The sequence below is a fragment of the Paenibacillus sp. JT31N11 genome (assembly GCF_056269285.1).
Window position 1 is genome coordinate 221,928 of sequence record NZ_JBWDNQ010000010.1, and the last position, 19,674, is coordinate 241,601.

The following is a 19,674-nucleotide window of genomic DNA, read 5'->3' on the forward strand; positions in this document are numbered from 1 at the left end:
CCTCAACGTCCGTCAATTATTCTTGCAGACATTCATGCTTGCCGACTAGCGAATTTATTGACCATCTGTTATATACGTAACAATTACGATATAATGCTTTTTAGACAAGTGAGGAAGGATGAACGGCTATGACTATGAACGGGCATCACCATGAGCAAAACAAGATTCCGATCCATCTGATCTCCGGCTTTCTCGGCAGTGGCAAGACAACGCTGTTGAATCGGGTGATCGATTACTATAAAGCAGCTGATATTAAAGCAGCTATTGTTATGAACGAGCTTGGAGACGTGAACCTCGACGGTCAGTTCATTGACGATGATGTGCCCATGGCGGAGATGCTCGGGGGCTGCATCTGCTGTACGATCAGAGGCGATCTGGGCCTCGAGCTGAAGCAGTTGATTGAGGAGCATCAGCCCGATGTGGTGCTGATCGAATCGACGGGGGCAGCCAATCCAATGGAAATCATCGACGCGGTGACGGAAGCGGCTTTGTTCATTCGGGTCGATTTGCAGACAATTGCGACTGTCGTCGACGGGCCGGAACTGCTGGTACGCAGCCGGCGGGGCGGCAGAACCTACAAGCTGATGCAGGATCAGATCCGCTGCGCGACCGATTTGATCGTGAACAAGGCCGACAAGCTGAATCCCGAAGAGCTGATTGAGGTTCAGCAGCTCATCCGCGAGCTTAACGGCTATGCGCCGCTGACCATGACGGTACGCTGCATGACCGAGCTGAACATGTTTGATCTGTCGCCCAAGGACCACACGGACGCGGAGTACAGTCAACTGCACGGGAAGCATGTCTGCGGGGCAAACTGCAGGCTTGAAGGGCATGATCATGAAGGTGAGCAGCATTCCCATTCGCATGATGACGAGTCCCAAGAGGCTCACGCATCACACGCGCATGTGATGTCCTTCACCCATTATTTTGCGGGACCGGTCGACAGCCACTCCTTTGAAGAGCTTATCTCAAGGCTTCCGCAGGAGGTTTACCGGGCCAAGGGTATTGTTACCTTCTCGGACACGAACAGCCGCTTCTTATTTCAATATGCGTACCGGGAGCTGGAATTTACGCGGATTACGCCGCAGGGCAAAGTGAATGATGTGGCTGTATTTATCGGGGAGCATTTCTCCAGGAGCTTGCTTGAGCAGGAGCTCGAACAGCTGCAGTGAGGAAGAAGCTTGGGTCCATGCCCTGATCTTTGGAAAAAGTTGACTATAGCTCTGTAAAGTTGGACAAACTATCCAGGTGATTGACAACCCAACTTCACAAGGAGCTGACAGAAACGATGATAGCGTGGAACAGCAAATGGATCGCAACAGCAGCGGCCGGCATGATTCTGGCGGCGGCTCTGCCGTCATTCGCCCAGGCTGCGGACTTGACACCGCCGCTCAGCACTTCCTCCTCGCAGGAGCAAAACGGGAAAAACGAGCAGTGGAGCAACGGTCATGATCACCGGAAATACAGCGAGAGTGACCGCGAGAAGCACCGGATGAGAAGGCTGACCGAAGCCGCCCGGTATTTTGGTATTGAGACCGCAGGCAAGGATGCCGATCAGCTGCGCGAGGAGCTCAAAGCTGCCCGTAAGGCGGACGAAGCCAAGTGGAAACGGTTTGAGACGGAACAGAAGGCGAAGCATCTGGCGAAGCTGCAGGCATTTGCCAAGAAGCTGGGCATTGCCACGGAAGGCAAGGATGCCAGGCAGCTCCGCCAGGAAATCCGCGAGCGCTGCAAGGATAAACATGAGAAGCAGGAGCACGGCACTAGTTCAGAGGCTCCTGAACCTAACAAGCTTAAGACAGCCGAGTAAGTAAACAGTATGAAGCGCCTGGAGCAATCCGGGCGCTTTTATTTACCTTATCGCAAGTATAAGTTTCACGCCTGTAAGTATATATAAGGTCAAGTGGAAGAAGCGAACTGCGCCGCCAAAAGGACGGCGGCAGCCGGTTCTTCCTGGTGGCTGGATGGATTTCTGGAGCAATTCTTGCCTCATCCTGCTTCGTTTATACCTTCATGCCTGTCACGTAATCTCGGCTATTCAGAAGGAATACCAAACCCGCTAAGAGAATGAATATAACAGAAGTTTCCAGAATGGAAATTCATATATTGATAACAGGGGCAGGTTTGGGATGAACAGAAAATGGCTTAATTCTCCTTTCACGTACGCGCTTGGCATGTTTGCTTTGATGATTCCAAGCCAGGCCTTCAATTCCTTTTACAGCTATTATTATGTTGAGAAGCTGGGTCTTGGAGTGGGACTTGCTACGCTGGCCCGTACCATCTATTTAATATGGGACGCGGTGAATCAGCCGATAGCCGGCTATCTGTCGGATCGCACCAGAACGCGTTTCGGCCGGCGCAAGCCCTGGATTTATTCTGCCATTCCTTTTTTTATGGCCTCATTTGTCATGGTTTTCGCCGTGCCGCAGGGATTGGGGAATATGAACCTCTTCCTTTGGTTCCTCGTTTCGCTTATTCTCTATGAAGGGGTTGCTACGATTCTCTGGGTGAATTACGGCGCTCTCTTCCCGGAGCTGTTCCGGGGCAGCCGATTACGGGCCAAGGCTTCGGCAATCCAGCAGGGCCTTCAGATTGTGGCAATCCTTATCGGCTCGGCGCTTACGCCACTCGTATTCGATGCCTTCGGCTTTGGCTATATGGCGCTTGTCTATGCCGTGGTTTTCGGGATATTCATGCTCTTGTGCGTGATGAGCGTGCAGGAAGGGAGTACGGAAGTTTCCGAGCCCAGGCTTGGTTTAATCGAATCCTTCCGCGAGACGTTGAAGAACAAGGAGTTCTGGATATTCAACATTGCCAATTCGTTCGCCCAGACGGTGAACGGGCTGCTCAGCTCGATGATCCCTTTTTACGCCAAATATACGCTCCGCATTCCCGAATCCCAGGTTTCCCTGCTGTTGGCATCGATATTTGTATCGGTTATTCCCCTTGTGGTCGTCTGGTACTGGATCGTTAACAAGCTTGGTTCCCATAACGGCTGGCGGGTTTCTCTCGCTGTTTATGCCTTGTCCGTCATACCGCTGTGGTTCGGTCAGGGACTTGCCAGCGGGATTGTATTCGGGATTATTGTCGGCTTCGGACTGGCAGGGTTTCTGGTTACTCCGCCTGTGCTGAACAGCCGCATCATCGATCTGGATACGGCCAGGACCGGCCAGCGCAGGGAAGGCGTGTATACGGCTGTCAGCGGATTCATCACCCGCTCCAGCGGTCTGATCTCGGCCTTGGCATTCTGGACCATCGGCATGCTCTTTGGCTATGTAAGCGGCGACGAACCCGGACCGAATCCTGATTTGACCTTTCGCGTCCTGGTTTGTGTTGTCCCCTTTTGTTTACTGAGCGTTTCCTTGATTCTCTCGTTTTTTCTGAAGCCATTTCCGAAAAGTCAGGATTGAATAAAGTATTGGAGGTGCAGCAGATGGAGAAATATTTAATTTTGAATGCGGATGATTTTGGGCAGAGCGAGGCCGCCAATCAAGCTATTATGCATTTGCTGGAGGAGCGGAAGGTATCATCGGCAACGATTATGCCGCCTGCCTCGGCCTTTGAGCAGGCGGCAGCGTGGTGCCGTAAGCAGAAGGCAGCGAATATCGGGCTGCATCTGACGCTAACAAGCGAGATTGCCGCTTTGCCCTGGAAAAGCCTGACCGGCGATCCGTCGCTGGAGGGCCCGGACGGGCGCATGCACGCCACCATCGAAGCCTTCGAACGGCAGTCCGATCCGAAGGCGGTTGTACGGGAAATGCAGGCGCAGTTCGAGGCGGTGAAGCAGGCAGGTCTGACGGTATCCCATGCGGATAATCACATGGGAAGTCTCTATGGCCTGGCGACAGGCAGAAGCTATCTGCCGCAGGTGCTGTGGCAGTGCTCCCGGCGCGGCCTGCCATTCCGTCTGTTCCGCTGGATCGATCCCCGGGACAAGTTTCTGGCGTCTATTCCGGGGGCGGAGCAGGCGCTGCGCAAGGTGGTCCATCTTGCGGATACGCTCGGCGTGCCGATACCGGATTATCTGCTGAGCCATACGTATGGCGTGGAAGAAGGGGAAACCTATGAGAGCTTCAAGCAAATGATGATGGCAAAGCTCTACGATCTTCCCGAGGGAATTTGCGAGACGTATATTCATCCGGCAGCCGAGGACGAGCATATGAGCGCCCTTGTTCCATCCTGGGAGAAGCGGGTATGGGAATACAAGCTGATGCAGGGGGATGATTTCGCTTATGCGCTGAGGGATGCCAAGGTTGCCCTGGCGACTTACGATGATGTGCGCAAGTACAGAAAAAAGCCAAGGCTCAAATCCGCGGCTGTGCTGTTGAGATCGCTTATGACCAGACAAAAATAATGGGCAGGAAACATTATAGGTCATAAATGAAGATATCCTGCGAAAAAGGTTGATAGGAAGAGGATAGGATCTATGTAAGCGTTTATATCGCTATATAGGGTAATGAGCTTAAATATTTTCCAGTTTCCGTTGCTGTACAACAAATAAGTGAAGGAGTAATATTCAATAAGTGAAGCAGCAAGTCGTGGAAAAGAGTTTCAATTTCATAGAAATCCTTAATCGCTGAGTTCTGAAACAGAAACGGGGGAACCATGGAGGCAGATGCAGTTGATCTGGTCTCAGGGGTGAATCACCTGGCGCAAGCCAAGGTGTAGGGCGACTCTCGCGCCCGAATCCGGCAGCTAACCTCGTAAGCGTACGGAAGAGGAATTATCGCGTTTTAACCATGTTCAATTATGGATAAAGCCGCGGAAAGCTCCTAACTTTCTGCGGCTTTTTTATGCTTGAAATTAGGGATAGGATCATTTGCTTCACAACAAAAGCAGCTAAAAGGGGAAGTCACAGTGGTAGGCAGATTCAAACGGTTATTAATCGGACGTCCAATGAAAAGTGCGGAAATTGAAGGGGAAAAGCTGACCAAACTTAAAGCGCTTGCGGTATTGTCCTCGGATGCGCTCTCTTCAGTCGCTTACGGGACGGAGCAAATTCTGATCGTTCTGATGGCTGCGGGCTTCGCGGCGGTATGGTATTCCATCCCCATCTCGCTTGCCGTGCTGGGTCTTCTCCTGATTCTGATTTTGTCATACAGGCAAACGATCTTCGCGTATCCCGCCGGAGGCGGGGCTTATGTAGTAGCCAAGGACAATCTGGGCGTCCGCACCGGACTGCTGGCCGGAGGCTCGCTGCTTGTCGATTACATTCTTACTGTCGCCGTCAGCACATCCGCCGGGACTGATGCCATTACATCGGCTTTTCCGTCCCTGCATGATCATCGCGTACTGATTGCGCTCATCATGATTTTGTTTTTGACCATTATCAGCCTGCGCGGAATTACGGAATCCGCGTCCGTGCTTGCCATGCCCGTTTATTTGTTTGTCTTCGCGATTTTCGCACTCATTATTTCGGGAATCATCAAGTATGCGCTCGGAGGCGTTGACGCGCATCCTCCGGAAATCGGCGCCGCAGTATCGAATATCAGTCTTTTCCTGCTTCTGAAGGCCTTCAGCTCCGGCTGTTCCGCGCTCACCGGCGTGGAGGCGGTGTCCAACGCCATACCGAACTTCAAGCAGCCAGCCAATCGCAATGCCGCCGCCACACTGATCATGATGGGCGCCATTCTGGGCGCTATGTTTGTGGGAATCAGCCTTCTCGCCTACTGGTACGGCATTACGCCGAATCCGAAGGAAACCGTAGTCTCCCAGATCGCCGATTCCACCTTCGGCAGAGGCGTGATTTATTATATCATCCAGGGAGTCACTGCCCTGATTCTGTTTCTGGCGGCCAATACAGCCTACTCGGCCTTTCCCCTTCTGGCGTTCATGCTGGCCAAAGATAAATATATGCCGAATGTGTTTATGGTGCGCGGCGACCGACTCGGCTTTTCCAATGGCATTATCATTCTGGGCATCTTGTCCGCTCTGCTCGTGGTGCTTTTCCATGGCGATACGGAGAGCCTCATTCCCCTGTATGCGGTAGGTGTCTTTATTCCCTTTACGTTATCCCAGCTGGGGATGATGGTGAGGTGGATTAAGCTGAAGCCAGCCAACTGGATCATAAAATTAGTCATCAATACAATTGGCATGCTCACCACTCTGGTCATTACGCTGATTTTTATCTTCACCAAGTTCGGCCATGTCTGGATGGTCTTTCTCTTCCTGCCTGTTGTGATCTGGATCTTTCTGAGCATCAACAAGCATTACCGCAATACGGCGGATCAATTGCGGATCAACATGGAAGCGGACAAACCGGTTATTAAAGGAAGCACCATCGTGGTTCCGGTAGCGGGCATAACGCGCGTTGTCATGCAGTCGCTGAGCTACGCCAAGTCGCTGACGGAGAATGTGGTCGCCGTTTATGTGGGATTTGATGATGAAGATATTGAACGGATGGAGAAAAAATGGGAGGAATGGAATCCCGGCGTCCGTCTCATCGTGCTTCGGTCCAGCTATCGCAGCGTGATCAGGCCGCTCATGAAATTCATTGATACGGTCGAGTGGAAAAGCGCGGAAACCGATCATATTACCATTCTCATTCCCCAGTTCATAACCAAGCATTGGTGGCAGTATATTCTTCACAACCAGACAGGCTTGATGCTGCATGCTTATTTGTTCGCCCAGAAGGATGTAGTTATCACGACTGTCCCCTATCATCTGAATCGGTAAGCTAACCCGCCATGCGCATTGTTTTGGAATATCGATGCAGCTGATAGAATAGCAGCTCAAGCATCAGGCGGTCTTCATCTCTTGCTTAGCAGTAGATTGGCGCTGGATATAGCGCTCCAGCTCGCCCTGAAATTCCAGCTGCAGAGCTGCTGAATTTTCCAGATCGCCGGGAGTGACCAGCGAGGCCGGCTTGTCGGCAATCGGAAGTCCGCTATGCTCGAACACCTTGGCGACAAACTGGGTGCAGAAGTAAGCATTCTCGCGCTGGAACTCCATATTCAGCATAACGCCGAACAGGCCGATCAGATTGTATTTGTAGTTTTCCTTGTTGGCTTCAATGGCTTGGATGTAGGCCTGCATCCGCTCATAAGCGGAGCGGCTGATCGTACAGCTGTAGACGGCACAGACTGCTTTGCCGAACAGCTTGCCCTTCATATCCTCTTTGACGAATCCGCCGGATAGCGGATTAAGCGGCTGCTTGCGGCCAAAGCTGTATACATCCTTCAAGTCGGAGTCAAATGCGATGGAAGCGTGATTGCGGGGCGCCTTCGTGACGAATTTAATCATTCTTGTAAAAAGTGTTCCAGTGTCCGTCATCAGGACATAAATCGTTTTCTGATCATTCATAATCCATTTTCCCCCGTACCCTTATATGTTTCATTTCTGTTATCTTAAGAGTACGGGAGAACGCCGTATGACGAAACATGCTCGAGGTTGGTTTCTTACTGGACCTGCGGCGGGGATGTTAATAATTGGATGTCCCGTTCAGGCGCTTACTGGAGGTTGAACCGGTTCAATTGTGACAGCGGGTAAAGGGCAGCAGTTTGAGAACGGTATCCGTGGATGTTATCATATTGATATGTTCGGCGACTGCCAAAACGAAACGCCTGCTTTCTGTGCTTTCTGATCATTTTTTTTGGATGAAACCCGCCTCAGCCGCCCAATTGGCGGCCTTTTTCCGTTTTCCTAACTTATTGATTGATCGCGCTTCACATGGCTTATATTTATATAAGTTCAAAGGGAGGAACGCTGCCAAAAGGATGGCGAAGCCGTTTCTTCTTATCAAACCGTCTTCTGTCCGAAGCCGCGCTTGAACAAAAGCCCTGTCGACCCTCTGGCGCAGAGCAGCGAGAAGGCCATAAACAGGAGCGCCCAGACGATTGTCGGGATAAATGTTACTCTGCCGAGGCTGGCTGCATCCCCGGCAGTTCCCCATGCCATAAAAGCGTTTGACAGAATGGTGAAAGGGCTGATGATGGATTCCACCAGCACAATGAAGGCAATGAGCAGATAATAGCCATGCCGCAGCCATGCCGGGGCTATCGCGGCGATGACGAAAGTTGCGGCGGCAAAGACGGCGCACCATGCCATCCCGTAGCCATTGCGGACAAACAGCGCCAAGCCGATAAGGGCAAGCGCCGCGGCAATGTTCAGACCGGTCCGCTCTTTGCGGCTGGCATACAGCCGAAATAAGAACAGGGCGAAAAGGGCGGAGCCCATATAGCCGGCAAGGGCGATTGGAATCGCCGCCCACGTATCCGCATAGGAGGAGAAGGTAACGCCGCCGCCATTGGAGAACAAATGAATCGATCTCACCTTGCCTGACAGCACCAGCGTGACCAAAGCATGAGACAACTCGTGGACCAGCGTATCCACATTGCGGAAGTAAGCGGAGAACGGAATAAAGCGTGTAAGAAATATCGTAATAAGCATGAAGATTCCCATTTGCAGCCAGGCTTTAATAATAATCCCCCACTTTCTTTGTATTGCGAGTATAGCCGTTACTGCGCGATATTTTTATACTAACCTGTACGTTTCTATTTCGCAAAAGGATTCCAATATCAAGTAATTCCGCCAAACCACAGCGCTGGATGCGAAAGCGGCGACCGGCATTATTTTGCCTGGAGGCATAATTTGGTAGATAATAGAGGGGCATAGGCTTTGATATGAGATTCTATTCAGCAGAATGACAGGAAGGGAGCCGGGGAGCTAATGGGTGATCTGAGCAAGCAGTCGTTTTCCTTTTCATTAGGTGAGAATTTATATTTGCGCGGCGATGTGAGAGTGATCGAGGATGGTCGGAGGAAGCCGGTCATCATTGCCGTTCATGGGTTCAAGGGGTTCAAGGATTGGGGCTTCTTCCCGTATCTGTGCGAACAATTGGCAGGGAGGGGCTACGCGGTCATTTCCTTCAATTTCTCCTGCAACGGGGTAGGGGAAACGGATTTCGACGAACTGGACAAGTACCCGTTGAACACCTACTCCAGAGAGCAATCCGACCTGAAAGCGCTGCTCGACTATCTGATGAATGGCAAGCTGCCCTTCTCCCAGGATATCGATCTTTCGCGGATCAGTCTGATTGGACACAGCAGAGGCGGAGGCAACAGCATTATTTATGCCGCTCAGGATCAACGGATCGGAGCAGTTGTCACCTGGAACGGCGTCGCCAAGGCGGATTTGTTCGATGCGGCTTTTCGTTCAGAGGTTATGGAGCGGGGTATAGGTTATGTGATCAATGCGAGGACGAATCAGGAGATGCCGGTCAGCGCTGATTTTTTTCACGATCTCGATGCCAACCGGGAGCGCTTTAATATTCCTTCAGCATTGGCTGGACTCCCGATTCCCGTACTGGTGCTGCAGGGAGATCAGGATGCGGCTCGCCTGCTCACTGGTTTCAGGAAGCTTCAGACAGCCGCGCCTAATCAGCATTATGCCACCGTTGCAGGCGGGACGCATACCTTCGGAGCAGTCCATCCGTTTGCCGGGACGACAGAGGAGCTGGAGCAGGCCATAGCCATAACCGATCATTTTCTTGCCCGGCATCTGCCGGGTGTACGATCTGAATAATCGGCAGTGCCATCTGTAAAATAAAGCCGTGAACCTTCAACACCCGTTGAAATTCACGGCTTTATTTGTTTGCGGTACTGCCTGCGCGCTGCCGATGAAGGTTCATATCGGGCAACGCTTGCTCCATAGTGGATTTTATTTACGCCTGCTGCTCGAACTTGCTGATAATCGAGGTAATCACCTGAACGGACTTCTCCATATTGTCCACGGAGATGTATTCATACTTGCTGTGAAAATTTTCGCCGCCGGTAAAAATATTCGGTGTGGGCAGTCCCATGTAAGACAGCTGGGAACCGTCGGTCCCGCCGCGGATAGGTTTGATAATAGGTTCGATATCAAGCCCAAGCATAGCCTGGCGGGCGATTTCCACGATCTCCATGACCGGCTCGATTTTGGTTCTCATATTGAAATACTGGTCTTTCAGAGTGAGGGCGATGCTGTCTTCGCCGTATATTTCGCGAAGCTCGCTCACAATGTTGATCAGATTTGTTTTTCTGGCTTCGAACGCGGCGGAGTCGAAGTCGCGGATAATGTAATGAAGCTTCGTCTGCTCGACGCTGCCGCTGATGGAGATCAGATGGTAGAAGCCTTCATAGCCTTCCGTGTATTCCGGCGCTTCCTCCTTCGGAAGCCGGCTTTGAATCGCCATGGCGATTTTGGCGGAGTTGACCATTTTTCCTTTGGCCGTCCCGGGATGAACATTGGTTCCTTTGCAAATAATGGTGGCTGCTGCGGCGTTGAAGCTTTCGTATTCCAGCTCGCCCAGCGGGCCACCATCCACCGTATAGGCATATTGGGCACCGAAGGCAGCCACATCGAACCGGTGCGGGCCTCTGCCGATCTCCTCATCGGGCGTGAAGGCTACCCGGACGCGTCCATGCTTGATCTCGGGATGCCCGATCAGATAGGCCATCGCGGTCATGATTTCGGTAATGCCCGCCTTGTTGTCCGCGCCAAGCAGCGTCGTTCCATCTGTTGTAATCAGGGTGTGTCCCTTATAAGTGCTGATTTCCGGAAAATCCCTGGTGGTCAGAATGACAGGACCGGCTTCATTCAGTACAATATCGCCGCCTTGATAGGATTCAATCACCTGTGGTTTGACATTCGTTCCCGTAAAGTCCGTGGCTGTGTCCACGTGAGCCAGAAACCCGATGGTGGGCACCTGCTTATCGGTATTGGCAGGCAGTGTTGCCATGACATAACCGTTATCATCGATGGTAACCTCGCTCATGCCGATCCGTTTAAGCTCGGCGACCAGCTGGTTGGCTAATATGAGCTGCCCCGGCGTCGAAGGGCATGTCTCATTGGCGTCGTTCGATTGCGTGTCGACTATGGCGTAAGAGATAAAACGGTCGATTATTTCCTTTTTCACTATTCTCAAATCCCTTCATCCATCGATATTGGTAAAGACATAACGTACATTTGCTTCCATTATATACTGCCTGGGAGTGTTTTGAAAAATTCCTTAATTGCAAGCCGACTTGAGCATGACTTATATATTACATGTAATGTTAGGTATAAGAAAGCCCTGGTCAAGAAAAATGAGCTAACAAATAAAGTGTGTTATCATGGATTGAAGATTGTTAGCTACCTATTTTATGCGACGGGGTTGAGTGTTGATTATGACCAAAAAAATCACCATGCAGGATATAGCCGATCATGTGGGCGTTTCCAAATTCGCCGTCTCGAAGGCATTGTCGGGCAAGAGCGGCATCAAGCCGGAGACAAGAGACAGAATCGTTCAGGCGGCTGCCCAGCTGGGTTACCGCTTCATCACGAAGGAAGAGCCGGCAGCGGAGGAGCAGCCCAAGGCGGCTGCATTCGGGGAGACGGACCACCGGCAGGTCATTGTGCTGGTCCCGAACGTACGGTACCAGACCAGGCATTCCTATTATTGGGGACGCATTATTGAAGGAGTCCAGCTGGAGCTGGAGGAGCGCGGCATCGGCATGATTCTGGTGACCGAGCAAATACGAAGCCAGTTCGCCAATATGATCAATCCGAGGGGGGTCATGGGCATTATCGGGGTCGGTGTCGTATCGTACCAGATTCTGCTGGAAATCCGCAATCTAGGGATTCCATTCGTGCTCATCGACCACGAGGACCCTTTGATCCCGTCGGATGTGCTGTCCATGAACAATTTCGAATGGATGCGCAGAATTACGCATTATCTGGTCGGTATGGGCCACCGAAATCTGCAGTTTGTGGGCAATCTCCGCTATTCCCGAAGCTTCTACGACCGCTGGTTCGGCTACCGCTCCATGACGGAGGAGCATGGACTTGGGGTCAACCAGCATGAGGGGCTGCTGACCATCAGGGGAGATAACCGCTCGGAGATGACCGAGGCGCTGGAGACAATTCTCCAGGAGCTTTCGCGTGAATCCAGAATGCCGACTGCTTTTGCCTGCGCCAATGATTCCATCGCCATGTGCGTCATGACCATTCTGGCGAGGATGAATATCCGCGTTCCCGAGGAGGTATCGGTGACCGGCTTTGACGATATCAAGGATGCGGCATTATCCAGCCCTACGCTGACAACGGTGCATGTGCATAAGAGGGGTATGGGCGTTCGCGCAGTAGAGGCGCTTCTGCGCCGGCTGGAGCATCCGAACAGTCCGAAGGAGAAGATTCTGCTGACCGGGGAACTTGTCGTGCGGCAATCGACTGGGCCCAAGACGGCCAAAGCCTGATATACATTAAGATAGGAGAGATTACGTTGATGCGAATAGCAGTTATTGATGACGAAGAGCTCATCCGGCTCGGCCTCGCAAAAATCATCGGACGGATCGATCCGTCCTATCAGGTGGTCGGCATCTGGAGCAGCGGACGGGAAGCGCTGGGTCATCTGGAGGAGATGGAGGCGGATCTGATCATCACCGACATTCGTATGCCGCAGATGGACGGACTGGAAATGATCGCAGAGCTGAGAAGGCGCGGCAGTACGGCGCGGATCGCCATTCTCAGCGGCTACAATGATTTCGGCTATGCCCGCGAGGCGCTGCGTCACGGCGTGGAGGATTATTTGCTGAAGCCGGTCAATCAGGATGAGCTGATCCGGCTGCTTGCCCGCGTTGCGGAAAAAGTGGAGGAGGAGCAGAGCCGTCAGCCCTTCGGCCTGGAGTCGCTGATCGAGCTGATGCTGGGAGTGGATGCTGCGCATATTGCCAAGCCCGTTTGGCAGGGAGCTTGCGATCAGCTTGACGAGCTGCCTTTGTTCCGTAACCTGTACACCGTTATGCTGGTCCACAGCGAACCGGAATGCGGTGAGGAAAGGCTCAGGGGCATTGTCGCCGATTGGAAGCGGGAGCACCGCATTCTTATCCGCGAAGGGAAGCTGGCGGCGGTCGTTCTGGCTATACGACCGGGCGATCATGCGGATACGGCAAGGGAGCTTGCGCTGACCATGCTGGGCAAGCTGCCCATCGCAACGCGTGTGCGCATCGGCACAAGCGGTGTATACGCCGGCGGCGAGCAGCTGGCGCAAGCGTACGGAGAGGCATCGGCTGCCTGCCAGCATGCCTGGTATGAACCGGACGGTCATCCGGTTATGGTTTATTCAACGGATTTTGCACAGCTGCAGCATGAGAAGAAAAGCCTTCACCGCCTGCTGCTGAACGAGCTTGGCCCGGCAATTGCGGGCGGCGATTCCGATCGCGCCGAGGCGGCACTGCAGCGGTGGCTTGGAGAAGCGCAGCAGCTTCGCCTCGCATGGAGTGCCCTGGAATCGGCTGCCGTGGAGCTCTTGCGTGCAGTGGATGAAGGCTTGGAGGATCAGCCGGAGCCATTTCGCAAAGGAAGTGTTCCCAAGCCGGATCAATTTGGGGACTATCGTACATATGCGGCGGAGCTGTCGCGGACGGTGATGGACCGTTTGCAGCTTGTCAAGGAATCCCGTCACGCCAGCCGTGCGGTGGAACGAATCAAAATGTACCTCCATGAACAATATAAAGAAGAATTGGACCTGCAGCGGCTGGCGGAGCATGTTCATTTGACCCCGAGCTATTTGAGCAAGCTGTTCAAGGGAGAGACGGGAGAGACAATTACCGACTTTGCGATTTCTGTGCGGATTCATCATGCCAAGCGTTTGCTTCGCGAAGAGCATGGGCTGAAGACTTATGAGGTGGGAGAACGGGTCGGCTATCCCGATCCCGCTTATTTTACCAAGGTGTTCAAGCGCATGACCGGAAAGACGCCCAAGGAGTACCGCGATTCTGTTAGGTGACCGTTAGCATAATACAGGACAACAAAAAGAAACACGGTCCATTATCCGCTTCCTTGACCGGCGTTATAATGATGGTATTGATAAAGGTCCATTCATCAGCAGCGCAGAAAGGGAGGGAGGCCTCTTGCAACGATTTAATTACAAAACGCAGCGTATGATTATTCTCTTCGGTTTCTTGACGATCCCCGTGCTCTTATCCTTGACCTTTTCCTATTATCCGGCCCTGTCTCTGTTTTATTACAGCTTCACGGACTGGTCGGGCCTGGGATGGGATATGAACTGGATCGGCCTTGATAACTACAAGGAGATCTTCACCAAGCCCGATGTCTTTATGTCCCTGAAGAATAATGCTTATTATTTCGTTGGCGGCCTCCTTCAGACGGCATTTTCATTGTGGTTCGCCGTTATTCTCACGAGCCGGTTGAAAGGACGGAATATTTTCCGCTCGGCCTTGTTTCTGCCTTATGTCCTTCACAGCGTCGCGACGGTGATTATGTTCAAGAATGTGTACCATCTGGACTATGGCTCGCTTAATGCGCTCCTGCGTGAAATCGGGCTCGCTTCCTGGCAGCAGAAATGGCTCGGCAATCCGCATCTGGTGAACATCTCGCTTGCCTTCATCTCGATGTGGAAGTACATGGGCCTGAACATGGTTATCTTCATTGGCGCGCTTCAATCCATCCCCGGTGATATATATGAAGCCGCTTCCATTGACGGGGCTACGGCCTGGCAGAAATTCCGCTACATCACCATGCCAAGCATCAAAAGCGTTCTGTCGCTCATGCTCATCCTGACGCTTACGGGAGCGCTGGAGGCATTCGATATTCCGTATGTCATGCTGCTGGGGGCTAACGGAACCTCAACCTTTGTTATTAAAACGGTCGACACCGCATTCAAATACCAGAACTTCGGTCTGGCCTCCGCTATGGCGGTTGTGCTGCTGGTCATTGTGCTGATCTTCATCGTCATACAGCGCAAAGTTCTGTTCCGGGAGGAGAAATAAGCGATGGATAATGAGAAACAGTCACCGCTGTTTACCACCCTGAAATATGTCACCATTGCACTCGCCCTGTTCGTCGTGTTCTTCCCGATCTATTCGGTGGTGATTGGCGCGTTCAAGACGCAGGTTGAATATTATCAGTCCTCCGTCCTCTCGCTGCCAAGCAATTTTCTGAACTTCGACAATTTCAAGAAAGTGTACGACGTTGGAGATTTGGGGCTCGGCTTCCGCAATACGCTGATCATCCTGGTGAGCGCGGTGGCAGGCAATGTGCTGATCGGCACGATGGTTGCCTATGCGCTGGGCCGGTTCGATTTTGCCCTGAAAAAGCCGATTATGGGGATGTACCTGGTCGCCCAGGTCATTCCGATGGTCACAACGCAGGTTGCTACTTTCTCCGTTATTCAGCATTTGGGGCTTTACAACACGATGGGGGCTCCTATCCTGATCTACCTGGGCGCCGATGTGCTGCAAATCGTCATTTATCTGCAGTTCGTCAACAGCATTCCCAAGGATCTGGACGAGAGCGCCATGATGGAAGGGGCATCGCTGTTCCGGATTTACCGCTCCATCATATTCCCGCTGCTGCAGCCGGCGACGGCGACGTTGATTATTCTGAAAACCATCTCCATCTATAATGATTTTTACACGCCTTACCTGTATATGCCGAGCCAGAAACTGAAGGTCGTGTCCACGGCGATATATTCCTTCGTCGGACCGAATGCGGCCCAGGTTAACGTTATCTCGGCAGGCATCCTGATTATTTTCATCCCGACCGTTCTCCTGTTCCTGTTCTTGCAGCGGTATATTTTCGCAGGGGTCACGAATGGGGCGGTCAAATAAGATGGCGGCGCAAGCCGCCTTCCTTCTTATCTTCATCATTTCATGTCCGGAGAGGGGTTAGACAAGCGATGAATATCGAGCAGTTCAACAAGGAAACGGTAAATGGCATGACCTGGGGCTGGACAGGCGTGCGGGGCACCTGGGAAGGATCCGATGCGGAATTCTCGATGAAAGCAATGACGGCTCTGAACGTCAATTGGGCTGCTCTGAGCCTGGGAGCGCTGCAGGCGACTGCCCAATCCACGACGATTTCTTATAAGGAAGAACCGACGGTCACGGACAGCGAGGTGCGGAGCGCTATCCGCCGTGCCAAGGAGCTGGGGCTTAAGGTTTGCCTGAAGCCTGTTGTCAACTGTGCGGACGGAACCTGGCGCGCCCATATTAATTTTTTCGATCATGAGGTTCCCGGAGAGCCAAGCTGGTCCGAGTGGTTTGCTTCCTATGAGGAATTTATCCTGCATTATGCGGTGATTGCCGAAGAGGAAGGCTGCGAGATGCTGTGCATCGGCTGCGAAATGGTGCAGACGGACAAACGCGAAGCGCATTGGCGTGCGCTTATTGCCAAGGTCCGTGCGGTGTACAGCGGACTTATTACGTACAATTGCGACAAATATCAGGAGGGCAATGTGGCCTGGTGGGATGCGGTGGACATTATATCTTCCAGCGGCTATTACCCTATTGACGAGTGGGAGCAGCAGCTGGACAGAGTTGAGGCAAGTATAGCGGGCTATAAGAAGCCGTTCTTCTTCATGGAGGCCGGATGTCCGAGCCGTGAGGGTTCACCGCAGCGTCCCAATGACTGGTCGCTGCCTGGCGCTCCCTCGGGAGTGGAGCAGGATCGTTACTATAAGGCGATGTTCGAGGCTTGCTCCCGTCGCCCGTGGATGCAGGGATTCATGCTGTGGGACTGGCCTGCCCGGCTGTATGCGCCGCAGGATGCACCGCAGAATGATGATTACTGCATGTACGCCAAGCCTGCTGAAACCACCGTCAGTGAGTATTATGGCAGAGGAGGCGCCATATGACACTGACATTATCGCAGTGGAGTGATGAGCTGGAGAGGGAGGTCAAGGATAATATCCTGAGCTTCTGGAAGCGCCATTCGGTTGATGAAGAAAGAGGCGGCTTCATCGGGCGGATGGACAGCGACGGCAGCATTGACCCGGATGCCGATAAAGGGCTCGTCCTCAACGCGCGGATACTCTGGACCTTCGCGGCGGCCTACCGGATTTACGGAGCAGAGGAAGATCTGATCATGGCGAGGCGTGCGCTGGACGCTCTGGAAACGACCTTTCTGGACCATGAGCATGGCGGCTTTTATTGGATGATTACCGCGCAGGGAGCTCCCTCTCAGGATAAAAAGCAGGTATACGGGCAGGCTTTCGTGATCTATGCGCTGGCGGAATATGTCCGGGCTACGGGCGACCACAAACCGCTCAAGCTGGCTGAGCAGGTGTACCGTCTGCTGGAGAAGCATGCATACGATCCGGTTCACCGCGGTTATGTGGAGGCGCTCGCCCGGGATTGGGGCGAGACAAGCGACATGAGCCTGAGCGGCAAGGATCTGAATGAACGCAAATCCATGAATACCCATCTTCACATACTTGAGGCCTATACGAATCTGTACCGGGTATGGAGGCAGGACGGGCTTCGCGGCAAGCTGCAGGAGCTCATCGAAGTTCATCTGGAGCGGATTATCGATCCGCAGAGCCATCACTTCCTGCTGTTCTTCAATGATGAATGGGAATCTAAATCCGGCGACGTATCCTACGGTCATGATATTGAAGGCAGCTGGCTGCTGTACGAAGCAGCCGAGGTGCTGGGCAATCATGAGCTTACGGCGCGGGTGAAGGCCGAAGCGCTTGAAATGGCCAAGGCGACGCTTGCCGAGGGCGTGGATGCGGATGGAGCGTTATTCAATGAGCTGGATGAAAACGGGCATTTGGATGATGCTAAGGATTGGTGGCCGCAAGCCGAAGCGATGGTTGGTTTTCTGAACGCATATCAGCTCTCCAGTAATGTGGATTATATGGAAGCGGCCAAGCGCACCTGGGCTTTTATCAGTTCCAAGGTAAGCGACCGCAAGGGCGGGGAATGGCATTGGCGGGTATCCCGGGAGGGTGTGCCCGATCCAAGCCAATCCAAGATTAATGCCTGGAAATGTCCTTATCATAACAGCAGAGCCTGCTTCGAAGTGCTGGAGCGGCTGCAATCGCTAACAAAATTGTCTTCGTTAGCATAACTGATGACAACAAAAACAAACGCAGTTCATATTTTTTGACTCCGGCAGACGATAAAATGGTACATGTAAGCGATAACAGGACTGCTTTCCAGGATCATCATCTGGTACAAAGCAGAAATTAAACAAAAGGGGTAAAGTGAAATATGAAAAAAATGGCGCTTGTTCTCATTACTGTTCTGTTGTCCATCTCTATGCTGGCTGCCTGCGGCAGCAATAACACCGCGAACAACGGGGGCAATACAGGCACGAACACACCGAATGACTCGACCGGCAGCACTCCCGATGAAACGGCTGGCAATGCAGGCGGAGATGCGAATCTCAGCGGTACGATCAAGGTTCTGACGCACCGTACCGATTTCATCAGTGACGGCACGATGGACAAATACGTGAAGAAATTCCAGGAGAAATATCCGGATGCCAAGGTGGAGTTTGAAGGCCTGACCAACTATGCCACCGACATTCTGACCCGTTTGACAACAGGCGAAACAGGAGATGTGCTGATGATACCAACCAGCATTGCATCCTCCGATTACAGCAAATATTTCGAGCCGCTTCCTGATACGATGTTTGACAATGTATACTTTCCGGACCAAGCCGCTTTCGAAGGCAAACGCTATGGAATTTCCAGCGGTGTGAACACAGCCGGTCTGGTATACAACAAAGCGGCCTTCAAGAAAGCCGGCATCGACAAAGCCCCAACTACGCTTGATGAACTGTATGCCGATGCGCAGAAGCTCAAAGACGCCGGAATTATTCCGCTTTACATGAACTATGGCGCACAATGGCCTATGGGCAACTGGGGAGACGGTTCGGCATTCTACGTAGCCGGGCAAGCGGATCTGACAACCAAAATGGCTGCCGATGAAGCTCCGTTCCAAATGGATAATGCCTGGGGCACACTGCTGACCATCGCCCGTACCTTCGTGGAGAAGGGCTGGGTCGAGAATGATCTGAACACGAACAACTGGGAAATGTCCAAAGGCGAAGTAGCCGCAGGCAAAGCCGGCATGTATTTCCTGGGCAACTGGGTTATCCCGCAGCTGGTGACAGCGGGCGCAGCTCCGGAAGATATCGGATTCGTTCCGTTTCCTTATGACAACAGCGGCAAATACAACGCTCCGCTGGGCTCCGACTACATGGTGGCTGTAAGCAAAAACAGCAAAAATAAAGAATTGGCGACGGCATGGGTGGATTTCTTCGTTAAAGAATCCGGTTATGTGGCTGATTCCGGCTTCATGCCTATCGACAAATCGGAGAAAGCGGACTCGCCGCAGCTGTCCGAGTTCCAGGCGACTAATCCTACCTTTATCGAAGGTCTGCCAACGGACACCAAGTTCAGTGAAATCGCCAATAAAGCTCAAATCGGCATCGGATCAGGCAACTATGTTCAGGAGCTCGTTACCGCCAAAGATCTGAAGACCGCATTGGACGGACTGAACAAAAAATGGGCGGAAGCCAAAAAAGCATTGGGCTACTAAAAATTGAAACAACGAATATCTGACCTATAAAAAATAAAGGCAGATAGGCAACAAAAGGAACGGACGCCGATGAGGCGTCCGTTCCTTTTTGGCAGTTGCGCTTCCTTTAGTCAGCAGCTTTTTCCGCTGTCCTTGCCGGGCTTCATTGGCTTTGTTCCTTCATCCTCCGTCAGCTTCTCGCCGAACTGATCGAGCCGCGAAGGGGACGAGGCAGGTCCGTCGTTCTTCGGGTTATTGTTTCTTCCTGTCATGACGTTCACCTCCCAGTCATAACATGAACTCCCGGCCTGATTTTCATGCACATTACGCGTATATAACCTGGATTTCAATATTCACATAATCTAAATCTTCCGTTGATACGGAGTTG

17 protein-coding genes and 1 riboswitch are annotated in these 19,674 nt (G+C 52.4%); of the genes, 13 read left to right on the top strand and 4 right to left on the bottom strand.

What is annotated here, in order from left to right:
* Positions 1-128 precede the first annotated feature (128 nt).
* The 5 genes from AC0YNV_RS28445 to AC0YNV_RS28465 all read left to right on the top strand — a co-directional run bounded on the left by AC0YNV_RS28445 (position 129) and on the right by AC0YNV_RS28465 (position 6,675).
* The gene (locus tag AC0YNV_RS28445; RefSeq protein ID WP_475771050.1) at positions 129-1,172 is read left to right on the top strand and encodes a CobW family GTP-binding protein; all 1,044 of its coding nucleotides are present in this window, start codon (positions 129-131) and stop codon (positions 1,170-1,172) included.
* A 116-nt stretch (positions 1,173-1,288) separates the two neighbouring features.
* Positions 1,289-1,810 carry a hypothetical protein gene (locus AC0YNV_RS28450; protein WP_210046079.1) on the top strand — a complete coding sequence of 174 codons (522 nt, stop codon included), beginning with the start codon at positions 1,289-1,291 and terminating at the stop codon, positions 1,808-1,810.
* Positions 1,811-2,129: 319 nt separating this feature from the next.
* The gene (locus AC0YNV_RS28455; RefSeq protein ID WP_475771051.1) at positions 2,130-3,410 is read left to right on the top strand and encodes an MFS transporter; all 1,281 of its coding nucleotides are present in this window, start codon (positions 2,130-2,132) and stop codon (positions 3,408-3,410) included.
* Positions 3,411-3,433: 23 nt separating this feature from the next.
* Positions 3,434-4,354, top strand: coding sequence for a polysaccharide deacetylase family protein (locus tag AC0YNV_RS28460; RefSeq protein WP_475771052.1), 921 nt, complete (start codon positions 3,434-3,436; stop codon positions 4,352-4,354).
* A gap of 210 nt (positions 4,355-4,564) precedes the next feature.
* Positions 4,565-4,725, top strand: a riboswitch (cyclic di-AMP (ydaO/yuaA leader).
* Between the two features lie 132 nt (positions 4,726-4,857).
* Positions 4,858-6,675, top strand: a complete 1,818-nt coding sequence (locus tag AC0YNV_RS28465) for an APC family permease (RefSeq protein ID WP_475771053.1) — start codon at positions 4,858-4,860, stop codon at positions 6,673-6,675.
* 63 nt (positions 6,676-6,738) lie between these two features.
* On the opposite strand, the gene AC0YNV_RS28470 is transcribed toward AC0YNV_RS28465, so the two are convergent.
* Together AC0YNV_RS28470 and AC0YNV_RS28475 are read right to left on the bottom strand one after the other, a co-directional pair.
* The gene (locus AC0YNV_RS28470; protein WP_210046082.1) at positions 6,739-7,302 is read right to left on the bottom strand and encodes a hypothetical protein; all 564 of its coding nucleotides are present in this window, start codon (positions 7,300-7,302) and stop codon (positions 6,739-6,741) included.
* A 435-nt stretch (positions 7,303-7,737) separates the two neighbouring features.
* On the bottom strand, positions 7,738-8,388 hold the full coding sequence (locus tag AC0YNV_RS28475; protein WP_475771054.1) for a M50 family metallopeptidase: 651 nt from the start codon (positions 8,386-8,388) through the stop codon (positions 7,738-7,740).
* A 279-nt stretch (positions 8,389-8,667) separates the two neighbouring features.
* Between AC0YNV_RS28475 and AC0YNV_RS28480 the strand changes: the two genes are divergently transcribed.
* Entirely contained in the window at positions 8,668-9,522 is an 855-nt protein-coding gene (locus tag AC0YNV_RS28480; RefSeq protein WP_475771055.1) for an alpha/beta hydrolase family protein, read from the top strand.
* Positions 9,523-9,661: 139 nt separating this feature from the next.
* On the opposite strand, the gene pepT is transcribed toward AC0YNV_RS28480, so the two are convergent.
* Complete coding sequence (gene pepT / locus AC0YNV_RS28485) at positions 9,662-10,894, bottom strand: peptidase T (RefSeq protein WP_475771107.1); 1,233 nt, start codon at positions 10,892-10,894, stop codon at positions 9,662-9,664.
* Between the two features lie 250 nt (positions 10,895-11,144).
* Between pepT and AC0YNV_RS28490 the strand changes: the two genes are divergently transcribed.
* The 7 genes from AC0YNV_RS28490 to AC0YNV_RS28520 all read left to right on the top strand — a co-directional run bounded on the left by AC0YNV_RS28490 (position 11,145) and on the right by AC0YNV_RS28520 (position 19,307).
* Positions 11,145-12,212 (top strand): LacI family DNA-binding transcriptional regulator, encoded by a 1,068-nt coding sequence (locus tag AC0YNV_RS28490; RefSeq protein ID WP_475771056.1) that lies wholly within the window; start codon positions 11,145-11,147, stop codon positions 12,210-12,212.
* A 29-nt stretch (positions 12,213-12,241) separates the two neighbouring features.
* Positions 12,242-13,744, top strand: a complete 1,503-nt coding sequence (locus AC0YNV_RS28495; RefSeq protein ID WP_475771108.1) for a response regulator — start codon at positions 12,242-12,244, stop codon at positions 13,742-13,744.
* A gap of 124 nt (positions 13,745-13,868) precedes the next feature.
* On the top strand, positions 13,869-14,747 hold the full coding sequence (locus AC0YNV_RS28500; RefSeq protein WP_210046088.1) for a carbohydrate ABC transporter permease: 879 nt from the start codon (positions 13,869-13,871) through the stop codon (positions 14,745-14,747).
* A 3-nt stretch (positions 14,748-14,750) separates the two neighbouring features.
* The gene (locus AC0YNV_RS28505; protein WP_210046089.1) at positions 14,751-15,587 is read left to right on the top strand and encodes a carbohydrate ABC transporter permease; all 837 of its coding nucleotides are present in this window, start codon (positions 14,751-14,753) and stop codon (positions 15,585-15,587) included.
* Positions 15,588-15,655: 68 nt separating this feature from the next.
* Positions 15,656-16,612 (top strand): glycoside hydrolase family 113, encoded by a 957-nt coding sequence (locus AC0YNV_RS28510; RefSeq protein WP_475771057.1) that lies wholly within the window; start codon positions 15,656-15,658, stop codon positions 16,610-16,612.
* Positions 16,609-17,829, top strand: a complete 1,221-nt coding sequence (locus AC0YNV_RS28515) for an AGE family epimerase/isomerase (protein ID WP_475771058.1) — start codon at positions 16,609-16,611, stop codon at positions 17,827-17,829. The genes AC0YNV_RS28510 and AC0YNV_RS28515 overlap by 4 nt, the downstream gene beginning before the upstream one ends.
* Before the next feature lie 143 nt (positions 17,830-17,972).
* Positions 17,973-19,307: an ABC transporter substrate-binding protein gene (locus AC0YNV_RS28520; protein WP_475771059.1), complete on the top strand. Its 1,335-nt coding sequence runs from the start codon at positions 17,973-17,975 to the stop codon at positions 19,305-19,307.
* 110 nt (positions 19,308-19,417) lie between these two features.
* On the opposite strand, the gene AC0YNV_RS28525 is transcribed toward AC0YNV_RS28520, so the two are convergent.
* A complete protein-coding gene (locus AC0YNV_RS28525; protein ID WP_475771060.1) occupies positions 19,418-19,558 on the bottom strand; it encodes a hypothetical protein in 141 nt (46 codons plus the stop codon).
* Positions 19,559-19,674 lie beyond the last annotated feature (116 nt).